Annotated in this window: 12 protein-coding genes; 7 read left to right on the forward strand and 5 right to left on the reverse strand. The window is 70.8% G+C overall.

Going from position 1 to position 12,057, the window contains the following annotated elements; genetic code table 11:
* Positions 1-13 precede the first annotated feature (13 nt).
* From ACQPXM_RS35135 to ACQPXM_RS35145, 3 genes are all read left to right on the forward strand, one after another.
* Entirely contained in the window at positions 14-1,291 is a 1,278-nt protein-coding gene (locus tag ACQPXM_RS35135; RefSeq protein ID WP_432942196.1) for a VWA domain-containing protein, read from the forward strand.
* Positions 1,288-2,013: an FHA domain-containing protein gene (locus ACQPXM_RS35140; protein ID WP_432942198.1), complete on the forward strand. Its 726-nt coding sequence runs from the start codon at positions 1,288-1,290 to the stop codon at positions 2,011-2,013. Before ACQPXM_RS35135 ends, ACQPXM_RS35140 begins: the two co-directional genes overlap by 4 nt.
* Positions 2,014-2,133: 120 nt before the next feature.
* The gene (locus ACQPXM_RS35145) at positions 2,134-3,381 is read left to right on the forward strand and encodes an epoxide hydrolase family protein (RefSeq protein WP_432942200.1); all 1,248 of its coding nucleotides are present in this window, start codon (positions 2,134-2,136) and stop codon (positions 3,379-3,381) included.
* A 7-nt stretch (positions 3,382-3,388) separates the two neighbouring features.
* Here the strand turns inward: ACQPXM_RS35145 and ACQPXM_RS35150 are convergent, their stop codons facing one another.
* Both ACQPXM_RS35150 and ACQPXM_RS35155 read right to left on the reverse strand, forming a co-directional pair.
* A complete protein-coding gene (locus ACQPXM_RS35150; RefSeq protein ID WP_432942202.1) occupies positions 3,389-3,829 on the reverse strand; it encodes a hypothetical protein in 441 nt (146 codons plus the stop codon).
* A gap of 121 nt (positions 3,830-3,950) precedes the next feature.
* Positions 3,951-4,883: a GNAT family N-acetyltransferase gene (locus tag ACQPXM_RS35155; RefSeq protein WP_432942204.1), complete on the reverse strand. Its 933-nt coding sequence runs from the start codon at positions 4,881-4,883 to the stop codon at positions 3,951-3,953.
* A gap of 206 nt (positions 4,884-5,089) precedes the next feature.
* On the opposite strand from ACQPXM_RS35155, the gene ACQPXM_RS35160 reads away from it, so the two are divergent.
* The gene (locus ACQPXM_RS35160; RefSeq protein ID WP_432942206.1) at positions 5,090-5,608 is read left to right on the forward strand and encodes a DinB family protein; all 519 of its coding nucleotides are present in this window, start codon (positions 5,090-5,092) and stop codon (positions 5,606-5,608) included.
* Positions 5,609-5,740: 132 nt separating this feature from the next.
* Here the strand turns inward: ACQPXM_RS35160 and groL are convergent, their stop codons facing one another.
* Both groL and ACQPXM_RS35170 read right to left on the reverse strand, forming a co-directional pair.
* The gene (gene groL, locus ACQPXM_RS35165; protein WP_432942208.1) at positions 5,741-7,366 is read right to left on the reverse strand and encodes a chaperonin GroEL; all 1,626 of its coding nucleotides are present in this window, start codon (positions 7,364-7,366) and stop codon (positions 5,741-5,743) included.
* A 242-nt stretch (positions 7,367-7,608) separates the two neighbouring features.
* Positions 7,609-7,944, reverse strand: coding sequence for an MmcQ/YjbR family DNA-binding protein (locus ACQPXM_RS35170; protein WP_432942210.1), 336 nt, complete (start codon positions 7,942-7,944; stop codon positions 7,609-7,611).
* Positions 7,945-8,087: 143 nt separating this feature from the next.
* Between ACQPXM_RS35170 and ACQPXM_RS35175 the strand changes: the two genes are divergently transcribed.
* The 3 genes from ACQPXM_RS35175 to ACQPXM_RS35185 all read left to right on the forward strand — a co-directional run bounded on the left by ACQPXM_RS35175 (position 8,088) and on the right by ACQPXM_RS35185 (position 11,042).
* A complete protein-coding gene (locus tag ACQPXM_RS35175) occupies positions 8,088-8,420 on the forward strand; it encodes a PspC domain-containing protein (RefSeq protein WP_432942212.1) in 333 nt (110 codons plus the stop codon).
* Between the two features lie 71 nt (positions 8,421-8,491).
* Positions 8,492-9,748: a M48 family metallopeptidase gene (locus tag ACQPXM_RS35180; protein ID WP_432942214.1), complete on the forward strand. Its 1,257-nt coding sequence runs from the start codon at positions 8,492-8,494 to the stop codon at positions 9,746-9,748.
* A 22-nt stretch (positions 9,749-9,770) separates the two neighbouring features.
* A complete protein-coding gene (locus ACQPXM_RS35185; RefSeq protein ID WP_432942216.1) occupies positions 9,771-11,042 on the forward strand; it encodes a M48 family metalloprotease in 1,272 nt (423 codons plus the stop codon).
* Here ACQPXM_RS35185 and ACQPXM_RS35190 read toward each other — a convergent pair.
* Positions 11,039-12,007 carry a glycerophosphodiester phosphodiesterase gene (locus ACQPXM_RS35190; RefSeq protein WP_432942218.1) on the reverse strand — a complete coding sequence of 323 codons (969 nt, stop codon included), beginning with the start codon at positions 12,005-12,007 and terminating at the stop codon, positions 11,039-11,041. The genes ACQPXM_RS35185 and ACQPXM_RS35190 overlap by 4 nt on opposite strands.
* Positions 12,008-12,057 lie beyond the last annotated feature (50 nt).

Below are 12,057 nucleotides of genomic sequence, written 5' to 3' on the forward strand. Positions count from 1 at the left end.
GGAACGCCACGAGATGGCCGAGTTCTCCGCCACCGTCTACCAGAACGAGTTCCTGCCCGACGGCGGCACGGACGTGCACGCGATCGTCACCGTCGACTGCTCCGGCGCCGGCGTCGCGGGCCAGTCGGGCGGCGGTGACGTCGGCGAGATCATCATCGTCGACACCTCCGGCTCGATGGGCGCCGACGGCGTCCGGGCCGCCGCGCACGCCGCGCAGACCGCGATCGACCAGATCCTCGACGGGGTCTGGTTCGCGGTGATCTCCGGCAACGACCGGGCCCAGCTGGCGTTCCCGCCGTCGGCCGAGCCGGTGATGGTCCGGATGGACTCCTACACCCGGCAGGCCGCCAAGGACGCGGTGGCCCGGTTCTACGCCGACGGCGGGACCGCGATGGGCACCTGGCTGCGGCTGGCCGCGCGGGTCTTCGCGACCGTGCCGTCGCTGACGCAAAAGCACGCGATCCTGCTCACCGACGGCGAGAACCAGCACGAGTCGCCGGAGGTGCTGACCGAGACGATCAAGGCGGTCACCGGCCAGTTCCAGTGCGACTGCCGCGGCGTCGGCGTGGCCTGGCAGGTCGAGGAGGTCCGCCGGATCGCGACCGCGCTGCTCGGCACGGTCGACATCATCCCGGCCCCGGACCAACTGGCGGCGGAGTTCCAGAAGCTGATCCGGCAGGCGATGAGCAAGGGCGTCGCCGCCGCGGACCTGCGGGTCTGGGCGCCGCAGGGTGCGCAGGTCCTGTTCGTCCGCCAGGTCGCGCCGACCGTGGAGGACCTGACCGGCCGGCGTACCGAGGTGAACGCGCTGACCGGGTCGTACCCGACCGGCTCGTGGGGTGACGAGTCCCGCGACTACCACGTCGCCGTGCGGCTCGCGGCCAAGGGCATCGGGCAGGAGCAGCTCGCCGCCCGGGTCCAGCTGGCCGTCGGCGACCAGGTGCTCGCGCAGGGCCTGGTGAAGGCGCTGTGGTCGGCCGACGAGGCGCTGACCACGCGGATCAGCCCGGAGGTCGCCCACTACACCGGCCAGACCGAGCTGGCCAACGCGATCCAGGAAGGCCTGGCGGCGAAGGCTGTCGGCGACACCGCGACCGCGACCACCAAGCTCGGCCGGGCCGTCCAGCTGGCCGCGCAGACCGGCAACGAGGAGGCTACCTCCCGGCTGCGCAAGGTGGTCGACATCGAGGACCAGGACACCGGCACGGTGCGGCTCAAGCGCACGGTCGAGAAGGTCGACGAGATGGCGCTCGACACCGCCTCCACCAAGACCACCCGGGTGAAGAAATGACCGCAGTGACGTGTCCGAGCGGGCACCCGTCCACCTCGACCGACTACTGCGACGTCTGCGGCCTGCCGATCGGAGCGGCGGCCAGCCCGGCTGCCGCCGCCGTACCGGCTCCTGCTGTGGCGGCCCCGACGCCCGCACCGGCTGTCCAGGCCTGCCCGAATTGCGGCGACGCGGCTGCCACTGACGCGCTGTTCTGCGAGTCGTGCGGCTACGACTTCACCACCGGCACGATGCCCCGCCCGGCGTCGTCGCTGGACCTGGGCCCGGTGACGCCTCCCCCGCCGGTGCCGTCGGCACCCCAGGAGGTCGCCGAGTGGGTGGTGGAGCGCTGGGTCGACCCGGACTGGTACGCCGTCCAGCAGAGCGACGATCCCTGCCCGTCCCCCGGGCTGCCGGTCGTCGTACCGCTGACCGAGAAGAGTGTCCTGGTCGGGCGGCCGTCGCGCAGTCGCGGGATCAGCCCAGAGGTCGACTGCGGCGACGACACCGGCGTCAGCAGGCGCCAGGCCCAGCTGACCACCGACGGCCAGCGCTGGTGGGTCGAGGACCTGCAGTCCTCCAACGGCACGTTCGTCGGCCCGTCGTCCGGTCCGCTGCCCGAGGACCCGATCACCCCGGGCCAGCGCCGCGAGCTCAACGCCGACGACCGGATCTACGTCGGCGCCTGGACCCGCCTGGTCGTACGCCGCGCCACCCCGGAGGAACAGGCCGGTCAGGCGTAGGTTCGCTTAGACCGGGTTCGAAGTGTTTGCCGCGGTCGCACCCAGCGGGGTGAGATCGGTGAGCTCCAGCTCGTGCAGGTCACGGAAGGAAGTTGTCGCGATGGTTCCCAGGGTGCAGGTATGACGAGCGGCGACAGGATCCAGGGTGCAGACACGACGGGCGGCGACGAGATCCGGGCCTTCGGCATCGATGTTCCACAGACCCAGCTCGACGACCTCCGGGCCCGGCTGCGCAACACCCGCTGGCCGGCGGCGCCGCGGGTCGACGACTGGAGCCGGGGCGTGCCGACCGGCTACCTGCGCGACCTCGCGGCGTACTGGGCGGACGGGTACGACTGGCGCGCCGAGGAAGCGCGGCTGAACGAGATCCCGCAGTACCTGACCGAGATCGACGGCCAGCGGATCCACTTCCTGCACCAGCCGTCGCCGGAGCCGGACGCGCTGCCGTTGGTGCTGACCCACGGCTGGCCAGGCTCGCCGGTCGAGTTCGCGCGGGTGATCGGCCCGCTGACCGATCCGCGCGCGCACGGCGGTGATCCGGCCGACGCCTTCCACGTCGTCGTACCGTCGCTGCCTGGGTACGGGTTCTCGAATCCGCTCGGCCCGGCCGGGTTCAACCTCTTCGCGGTCGCGGGGATGTGGGCGCAGCTGATGAGCCGGCTCGGGTACGAGCGGTTCGCGGCGCACGGCGGCGACGCCGGCGCGGGGGTCAGCGGGATGCTGCCGTTCGTGGCGCCGGGCCGGGTGGCAGGGATACATCTGGCCGCGGTCAGCGCGTCCGAACCGTTCGCCGGGCCGATCGACCTCGAGCCGCTGACCGGCGCGGACCGGGAGCGGGGCGAGAGGTTCAACCGGTACCTCACCGACGGCCTCGGCTACCTGACGCTGCAGTCGACCCGGCCGCAGACGCTCGCCTACTCGCTCAACGACTCGCCCGCCGGGCAACTGGCCTGGATCGTCGAGAAGTTCGCCGAATGGACCGATCCGGCGGCGGCGCTGCCGGACGACGCCGTCGACAAGGACCAACTGCTCACCAACGTCAGCCTCTACTGGTTCACCGGCTCCGGCGCTTCCTCGGCCCACGCGCTGTACGACGGCATGGCCGCCTGGCGCGCCTTCGCGGAACAGCAGCAGCCCACGGCTTCCCAGGGCGGCGGCGCTGACGGCGGCGGCTGGGGCGAGGGCCCACCGGCTCCGCCGACCGGGGTGGCGGTGTTCGGCGCCGAGACGGCGATCCGGAGCCTGGTCGATCCCGACGGCAAGATCGAGCACTGGACCGAGTACGAGCGCGGCGGTCACTTCGCGGCGATGGAGGTCCCCGACCTGCTCACCGACGACCTGCGCACGTTCTTCCGCTCGCTGCGCTGATCCTCGCTCAGACCCGCGTCCACGCCGGGACGGGCCGGAGGCAGAGCACTTCGATCACGGCGGAGCCGAGCACGGTCGGCGCCGCCCAGGTCCACGGGTGGTCGGGCACGCTGACGACCAGGATCGCTGTCCACAAAGCGATCCAGCTCCCGCCGTACCCGCGCAGCACGCCGCGGTACCACAGGCCACCGGGCGACTCGGCCGACCGCTGCCCGAGGTAGACGAACAGGTACGACGCCAGCGAGATCGGCCAGAAGAACCACAGCCCTGCCCAGTCGTACGGCACCATCACCAGCGCCGTCAGGCAGACCAGCGCGACGGCCCAGTGGTAGATCTCGCCGGCCCAGTTGAGTCGCTTGCGGCGCAACGTCAGCACGATCGCGATGGGTCCGAGCACGAGACCCAAGGCCCCCGCCGCGACGTGCAGGATCAGCGCGATGTCCCGCATCGCCCCACCCGCACCGTCCGACCGGACCCGAAGGTCTGTGACATGTCAGGGAGCATAGGGGCCGACCGCCTGCCCGTCTGCCCCTCGGAACCAACTTTTCCGAGGGGCAGCCGGGCACGGCTCAGGCGATCGGGTGGCTGGCGACCATCCGGATCGAGTGGTTGCGGTAGCCGAGGCGTTCGAAGCTCGCGGCCATCGGGCGGTTGGTGAGGTCGGTGTCCGCGCGGATCTGCCCGGCACCGGTCTCGGCCAGGAGGTGGGTGCCCTCGGCCAGCAGGTCGTCGGCGTACCCGTGGCCGCGGTGCTCGGGCAGCACTCCGACGTACCCGATCACCGGGCCGCCGTTGTTGGCCGACGGTACGACGAACCCGACCAGCTCGCCGGCTTCGTCGTACGCGAGACGCCACCAGTCCCGCTCACCGGGCATCTCCCGGTAGATCTCCAGGTCCTCCTTGGCCGACGCCTCGGCTCCACCTCGCGCGACGGCTCGCGCGGTGGAGGCGTCCAGGCTGCCCTCGATCACCCGGACGAAGACCTGGAGGAACGCCTCGTCGTCGGCCGGCTCGAACCGCAGGCGGCTCGACCGAACCGGCAGCCCGTACGCCGGCAGCCACTCGTAGCGGAGTCGCTCGGTCAGCGCCGGCAGGCCGGCCTGGGCCGCGGCGGCCAGCCGGGGCTCGAGCGCGGCCACGACGTCGGGCTGCTCACGCCAGCCGTTCGGCAGGAAGATGTGGTACTCCGGCTGCTCGGCTTCGGCCGGGATCGAGTCGAGCGCGTGCCGGATCAGGTCGGCCCAGACCGGGACAGGATCACCGTCGCCGGCGTAGTACAGCCCGTCGATGCTGAACGGGTGGTCGAACTGCGGCATGCCCCACCAGACCGCCAGGGCGATGATCCGGCCGTCCTGCTCGACGACCCAGGTCCAGTTGTGGCGGTAGTAGCCGACGCCGAGATACTCGTCGTAGCGCTCACGGGTGACGGTGTTGATCGACTGCTCGGCGATCAGGGTGTGAATGGTGTCGAGATCGGACTCGACGGCGTTGCGGATGGTCACGGTACCTCCGGAAAGAGGCGCGGGCTCCGCTCAGTGCGAGCTGGACGAGCGGACCGGTCGCGCCGTGGCACAGATCTGAGTGGTCATCGGTCGCTCCTTTCGCTCGAGTCGTTCTCGCAGCCGCAAGACTAGACGGCGGCGGGGGTCACGGTCCATCGGATTGGCCGGCTGCCGGGAACGTCGGGGCCACCTGGGAGACTGCGGTGGTGACGATCACCGGGGTTGACCTGTTGCGCGGACAGTTCGAGCTGACCTGGTCGCTGTTCGAGTACCACCTGGACCGGCTGGTCCCCGAGGACCTGCTGTGGGAGCCGGCCGGGCTGACCTGGACCGTGCGGCCGGACCCGGCCGGGATCTGGCGGCCGGACTGGTCCGACCAGGAGCTCGACCCGATCCCCGTGCCGACGATCGGCTGGCTGACCTGGCACATCGGCTGGTGGTGGACGGTCGCGCTGGCCCACGCGCAGCAGACCGTGCCGCCGCACCGCACCGACGTACCGTGGCCCGGCACGCTGCTCGGCACGCGGGACCTGATGCACCATCTGCGGGACGAGTGGTCGATGGTCCTGGAGGACTCGTCGCGGCTCACGCTGCCCGCGGCCTTTCCCTGGCCGCCGGAAGCGGGGCGTTCGGTCGCCGACATGTACGGCTGGGTGAACGCCGAGCTGATGAAGAACGCCGCCGAGATCGGCCAGCTCCGGCTGCTGCGCGCCGCCGGAGCCTGAGCACCGGCGACCCGGCCCGGGTCGGCGGGGACGCGATCACGGCCGGACACCTGCTGGACAACGCGAAGCGGTCCCGGGCTGGGACCCGGGACCGCTGTCGTCGTGCTGAGTACTACGGGGAACTTCCGGAGATCAGAAGTCCATGCCGCCCATGTCGGGCGCGCCACCCGGAGCGGCCGAGGCCTTCTCCGGCTTGTCGGCGATGACCGCCTCGGTGGTGAGGAACAGGGCCGCGATCGAGGCCGCGTTCTGCAGCGCCGACCGGGTGACCTTGGCCGGGTCGATGATCCCGGTCTTGATCAGGTCGACGTACTCACCGGTCGCGGCGTTCAGGCCGTGCCCCGGCTCGAGGTTGCGGACCTTCTCCACCACGACGCCACCCTCGAGGCCGGCGTTGACGGCGATCTGCTTGAGCGGGGCCTCGACGGCCGACCGCACGATCGCGGCACCGGTCGCCTCGTCACCCTCGAGCTCCAGCTTCTCGAACGCGATCACCGACGCCTGCAGCAGCGCGACGCCACCACCGGCGACGATGCCCTCCTCGACGGCCGCCTTCGCGTTGCGCACGGCGTCCTCGATGCGGTGCTTGCGCTCCTTCAGCTCGACCTCGGTGGCCGCGCCGACCTTGATCACCGCGACGCCGCCGGCCAGCTTGGCCAGCCGCTCCTGCAGCTTCTCGCGGTCGTAGTCGGAGTCCGACTTCTCGATCTCGGCGCGGATCTGGTTGACCCGGCCCTGGATCGAGTCGGCGTCGCCGGTGCCCTCGACGATGGTGGTCTCGTCCTTGGTGACGACCACCTTGCGGGCCTGGCCGAGCAGCTCCAGGTCCACGGTGTCGAGCTTGAGGCCGACCTCTTCGGAGATGACCTGACCACCGGTCAGGATCGCGATGTCGGTCAGCATCGCCTTGCGGCGGTCACCGAAGCCCGGCGCCTTGACGGCGACGGTCTTGAAGGTGCCCTTGATCTTGTTGACGACCAGGGTGGCCAGCGCCTCGCCCTCGAGGTCCTCGGCGATGATCGCCAGCGGCTTGCCGGTCTGCATGACCTTCTCGAGCACCGGGACCAGGTCCTTGATGCTGGAGATCTTGCTGTTCACCACGAGGATGTACGGGTCGTCGAGGACCGCTTCCATCCGCTCGGTGTCGGTCACGAAGTACGGCGAGATGTAGCCCTTGTCGAAGCGCATGCCCTCGGTGAGCTCGAGCTCCAGACCGAAGGTGTTGCTCTCCTCGACGGTGATGACACCTTCCTTGCCGACCTTGTCCATCGCCTCGGCGATGATCTGGCCGACCTGGGTGTCCGCGGCCGAGATCGAGGCGGTGGCCGCGATCTGCTCGCGGGTCTCGACCGGCTTGGCCAGCGCGAGCAGCTGCTCGCTGACGGCCTCGGTCGCCTTCTCGATGCCCTTCTTCAGGCCCATCGGGTTGGCGCCGGCGGCGACGTTGCGCAGACCCTCGCGCACGAGCGCCTGGGCCAGCACGGTCGCGGTGGTGGTGCCGTCACCCGCGACGTCGTCGGTCTTCTTGGCAACTTCCTTGACGAGCTCGGCCCCGATCTTCTCGTACGGGTCCTCGAGCTCGATCTCCTTGGCGATGGAAACACCGTCGTTGGTGATCGTGGGGGCGCCCCACTTCTTCTCCAGCACGACGTTGCGGCCCTTCGGGCCAAGCGTCACCTTGACGGCGTCGGCGAGGGTGTTCATTCCCCGCTCGAGGCCGCGGCGCGCCTCTTCGTTGAACGAAATCAGCTTGGGCATTCTCCGCGAGTCCTCCCGCGTCGAGTTTCTGGTGGTTCAGCCGGCCGGATGCCCGCGACGGACGGCTCCGGCGTCCTGGCGCTCACGTCCCGCCCTGACTCCGGCGCCTCATCGAGGCCGTCTTCTAACAGCTCCCAGCGGGCGCGAGCGTTATCACTCTCGCCCAGTGAGTGCTAACCAAGTATTAGCACTCGACCCAACCGAGTGCAAGCCAGGCCGTGGCCTCCAGGCGGCGGCCGCGCTCACTGCTCCAGCTGGGCGATGAGGTACTTGGGGGCGTTCAGCCGCCAGGCCTCGGTGAGCAGCTCCTCGACCTCCTCGTCGTCGGCGCCGGCCAGGTCGATCTCCAGCCAGCCGAAGCGGCCGGACTCCCACCAGGACGCGTAGACGTCCGGGTTCAGCGCGATCATCGCCTGCTGCTCCTCGCGCAGCGCCTTGACGAACAGCTTGGTCTCGTCCTCCGACAGGTAGGCGAAACCCTTCTTCCGGACCTTGAAGGCCGGCTGACCGGCCCAGCCCTCGTGCTCCTCCGCGCCTGGCAACCGCAGCACCAGTTTCTGCACCGCTTCCGCGTCCATCCTGTGACGCTAACCCTCGCCACCGACAAGTCCGGTCCATAAGTCGTCAGGGCCCCCGGCTGAGGGATGCCGGGGTCGGCTCAGGGGTGGGTCGGTACCGATCCCGATGTGCGCGGGGGTCCGCGAGCGGCACAGTGGTGGACATGACGAACAACACCGCACCCTTCCAGAACCTGTCCGGCAAGACCCTCCGCCGTTCGCGCGACCAGCGGATGCTGTCCGGTGTCTCCGGCGGCCTCGCCGAGTACTTCAACATCGACGCCACGCTGGTCCGGCTGGCGATCGTCGGACTGACGCTGATCACCGGCGGCACCGCGCTGATCGGCTACGTGGTCGCGTGGATCGTGATGCCCGAGGCCGACGGCAAGGCGGTCTGGCAGAACCACCACAACGGCCACACCCAGCCGCAGCCGCAGACCACCCCCGAGGGCGACATCGCCGCCCGCATCTACGACGACAAGCCGCCGGCCGCGTGACCCAGCTGTCACGGCAGCAGTGACCCGCCCAGGAGTGGGCACTGGCCCCGATCAGGGACCACACTGCTGCCGTGCAGACCGAGTCGGGACTGTCGCACTGCCCGCAGTGTGACCACGAGCTGCCGGCCGACCCGCGCTACGTGACGTGGTGCGACCGGTGCGACTGGAACGTCGACCCGCACCCGGAGCACCATCAGCTCGCCGCCTGGCAGCAGCGGCAACAGCAAACCCTCTACCGCGACTGGGAACGCGGTGCCGTCACCCGCCCGGGCTCATGGGCAGCCCGGGCCGCGGCGTACTCGGTGTCCGTCCCGGTGCTGCTGGTTCCCTTCGCCGGACTGATCGGCGGAGTCACTCTCCTGCTCTTCTACCGTCCGCTGTGGTTCAGCGGGCTGCTCGCGGTGATCGCGCTGGTGATCGGCGCAGCGTTCCGGCCGCGTCCCCAGGAGCTGCCGCCGGATGCCCAGCCCGTCTCCCCCGCCGACGCGCCACAGCTGTACGCCGTACTCGACGACCTGGGCCGGATCACACGGACCAAGCTCACCGGCGTCTACCTCCACACCGGGCCGACCATCGGCTATGCCCGGATCACCTGGCGCTTCCGCCCGGTGCTGGCTATCGGTACGTCGTACTGGGCCGCACTGGAGCCGCAGGAGCGGGTCGCGGTGATCGCGCACGAGCTGAGCCGCGCCAGATCCAGCAGGCTCGCTCTCACGATCGCAGCCGCCCGGCACGTCCTCACCGGCCTCATCGCTTCCTTCCAGCCCGGGCCGCTCGACGAGGCCCGCCACGACGAGGCCCAGCGCGTCCTGCCGAGCCATGCGGGCGGTGTCGTCTCCGCGCAGGACGACGTGATCGTCAACTACTACCTGACCAAGCTGGCCAACCTGGTGTTCGGCCCAGCTCCCCGGTTGTACCTCGCCGCCTTCCAGCGCGTCACGCTCCGCCCTACCCAGTACGCCGTCTACGCCGCCGACCGCCGAGCCGCCGAGCTGGCCGGCACCAAGGCGACGGTCCAAGCCCTGGAGAAGGCGCTGCTCGCCGACACCGGCTTCCGGGCCCTCGAACGAGCCCTGCGCTACAACCGCGACGAGGACCCCACCGCCGCGGCCCGCCGAGCCGTCACCGAAGTCCCTGCCCGCGAGCTCGACCGCCGCATCCGCCTGACTCGCCGGTGCGGCACCCCGGACGTGCCACCGACGTACCTGCGCCTGCAGCTCCTCCAGCAGTCGTCGACTCAGCCGCAGGTGGTACTGACCGCCGATCTGGATCAGGAGTTGCGGCCCGCCACCCAAGCCGCTCTTGCCGTCTTGCGCCAGGAACTCTGACCGCACTGTCACACTGCTGCTCGTGCAGACCCACGAAAGTGTGATCCGCTGCCCGCAGTGCGGCCGGCAGATCCGCACCGATCCCGGCTACGTGACCTGGTGCGACCAGTGCGAGTGGAACGTCGATCCGGCCGGCCAGGACCGGAAGCAGCCGGCCTGGCGACTCGAGCTCGAGCACCAGCTCGCCGACACCCTCTACCGCGAGCTCGAACGCGGCAAGGCCCACCGGCCCGGGTGGGACGCGGCCCGCGTCGCGGCGTACCTGCTGTCGGCTCTGCTGCTGGTCCTGCCCCTGCTCGCGCTGCTCGGTGCAATCGCCCTGCTGGTGTTCTACCGGCCGCTCTGGCTGAGCGTCCCGCTCGCGGTGATTGCCCTGGGCATCGGTCTGATGCTGCGGCCGCGCGCTGCCCACCTCGATCCGGAGACCGAGCTCGTGCAGCGTGACGAGGCGCCGGTGTTGTTCGGCCTGCTGGACGAGATCGCCGCGACCATCGGCACGCAACGGGTCGCCGCGGTCGCGGTCGACGCCGAGCCGAACATCTGCTTCCTCCGGGTCGGCTGGCGGTTCCGCCCGGTGGTCGAACTGGGTCTGCCGCTGTGGACCGGCCTCAGCCCTCAGGAGCGGGTCGCGGTACTGGCTCACGAGCTCGGACACGGCAAGAACGGCGACGCCCGGCACGGCTGGGTGGTCGGTGCGGCCGAGTCCGTGCTGGAGCAACTGGAGGCCGCGTTCACCGAGCAGCCGTACGACGAGTACAAGCTCGACGCCGCGCACGCCATGGACACCGACACCTCGGTCGGTCATCTCACCCGGCTGATCAACGCCACGGTCGGGCCGCTCATCCGCGGCTACGCCTGGCTGCTCGACCGGGTCAGCCTGCGCGGCAATCAGCGGGCGGAGTACCTGGCCGACCGCACGGCCGGCGAGGTGGCCGGCTCGGAAGCCGCCGCCTGGGCACTGGAGCGGACGTTGCTGGCCGACTCGGCGTACCGGGCGCTGGAGCGGGCGCTGCGCTTCGAGAAGGACGTGGCACCACTGGAGGCGGTACGCCGAGCGGTGACCGAGATCCCCCAGCGCGAGATCGAACGGCGGCTGCGCGTCAGCCGGCTGCGGGAGACCCGGACCGACTCCAGTCACCCGCCGACGTACCTGCGGACCAGACTGATCCGCGCTCGCCCGGCCACCAGCGCTCGCGTCGTACTGGGGCTGAACGAGCACCACGCGATCGACCGCGAGCTGGCACCGGCCGCGGAGCGAGTACTGAAGCGGCTGCGCGCCGAGTTCCCGCGCTAGACCTGCAGCGTGGCGCGGCGGGTCATGGTGGCCACGGCGACATCGGGGTGGTCGGCGAAGACGCCGTCGATGCCGGTGGCGGCGAAGGCTCTCAGCTCGGCGGCCAGGTCCAGGCCGGTCGGCAGGAAGCGGCGTTCGGCCCGGAAGGTCCAGACCTGGACCCTCAGGCCGGCGCGGTGGGCCTGCTCGACCAAGCCGGTCGGCTCGCCCAGCGAACCGTCGGACCGGCGCGGGATGATCAGGTCCTTGTGCGGCGCCAGCACCTCGGCGTACGTGGAGATCTCGCGCAGGCCGGCCGGTGCGGTCAGGTCGGTGAAGGTGCGGTCGTCGCCGAAGCGCAGGAAGTCGTTCGGCGTGCCCTCGGAGTCGACCAGCTGGACCAGCGGCACGTCCGTCATCACCGCGAGCCGGCGCAGGCTGGTCGGCTCGAAGGACTGGACCATCGCCTCGTCACGCCCGACGCGGAGCGTGCTCAGGCGCTCGGCCAGCAGTTCCTCCAGCGGCAGCCCGAGCCGGCGGAAGTACGCCGGGTGCTTGATCTCCGGGATCACCCCGATCGGGCGGCCGAGCCGAACCGACTCCTGCCGGGCCAGCGCCACCACGTCGTCGAAGGTGGGAATCGCCTCACGGCCGTCGTAGGCCGTGTTGGCCGCGCGCAGGGCGGGCATCCGCTCCCGGGCACGCAGCGTTCGCAGCTCGGCGTAGGTGAAGTCCTCGACGAACCAGCCGGTGACGGCCGCCCCGTCGACGATCTTGGTGATCCGGCGGTCGGCGAACACCGGGTGGTCGGCGACGTCGGTGGTGCCGGAGATCTCGTTCTCGTGCCGGGCCACCAGGACGCCGTCCAGCGTGGCGACCAGGTCCGGTTCCAGGTAGTCGGCGCCGAGCGCCGCGGCCAGGCGGTACGCCGCCGGCGTGTGTTCCGGGCGGTACCCGCTCGCTCCCCGATGCGCGATGACCAGCATGTGATCCAGGACAAGCGGTCGAGGTGGACCCCGGGGAACTGGTTGCCCAA

The sequence above is a fragment of the Kribbella sp. CA-253562 genome (genome assembly GCF_050942265.1).
Taxonomy (GTDB): Bacteria; Actinomycetota; Actinomycetes; order Propionibacteriales; family Kribbellaceae; genus Kribbella.

Bases quoted from the DNA above. Each gene is read 5' to 3' on its own strand.
- ACQPXM_RS35135 (WP_432942196.1), top strand. From the start codon at position 14: ATGGCCGAGTTCTCCGCCACCGTCTACCAGAACGAGTTCCTGCCCGAC.
- ACQPXM_RS35140 (WP_432942198.1), top strand. From the start codon at position 1,288: ATGACCGCAGTGACGTGTCCGAGCGGGCACCCGTCCACCTCGACCGAC.
- ACQPXM_RS35145 (WP_432942200.1), top strand. From the start codon at position 2,134: ATGACGAGCGGCGACAGGATCCAGGGTGCAGACACGACGGGCGGCGAC.
- ACQPXM_RS35150 (WP_432942202.1), bottom strand. From the start codon at position 3,829: ATGCGGGACATCGCGCTGATCCTGCACGTCGCGGCGGGGGCCTTGGGT.
- groL (WP_432942208.1), bottom strand. From the start codon at position 7,366: ATGCCCAAGCTGATTTCGTTCAACGAAGAGGCGCGCCGCGGCCTCGAG.
- ACQPXM_RS35170 (WP_432942210.1), bottom strand. From the start codon at position 7,944: ATGGACGCGGAAGCGGTGCAGAAACTGGTGCTGCGGTTGCCAGGCGCG.
- ACQPXM_RS35175 (WP_432942212.1), top strand. From the start codon at position 8,088: ATGACGAACAACACCGCACCCTTCCAGAACCTGTCCGGCAAGACCCTC.
- ACQPXM_RS35190 (WP_432942218.1), bottom strand. From the start codon at position 12,007: ATGCTGGTCATCGCGCATCGGGGAGCGAGCGGGTACCGCCCGGAACAC.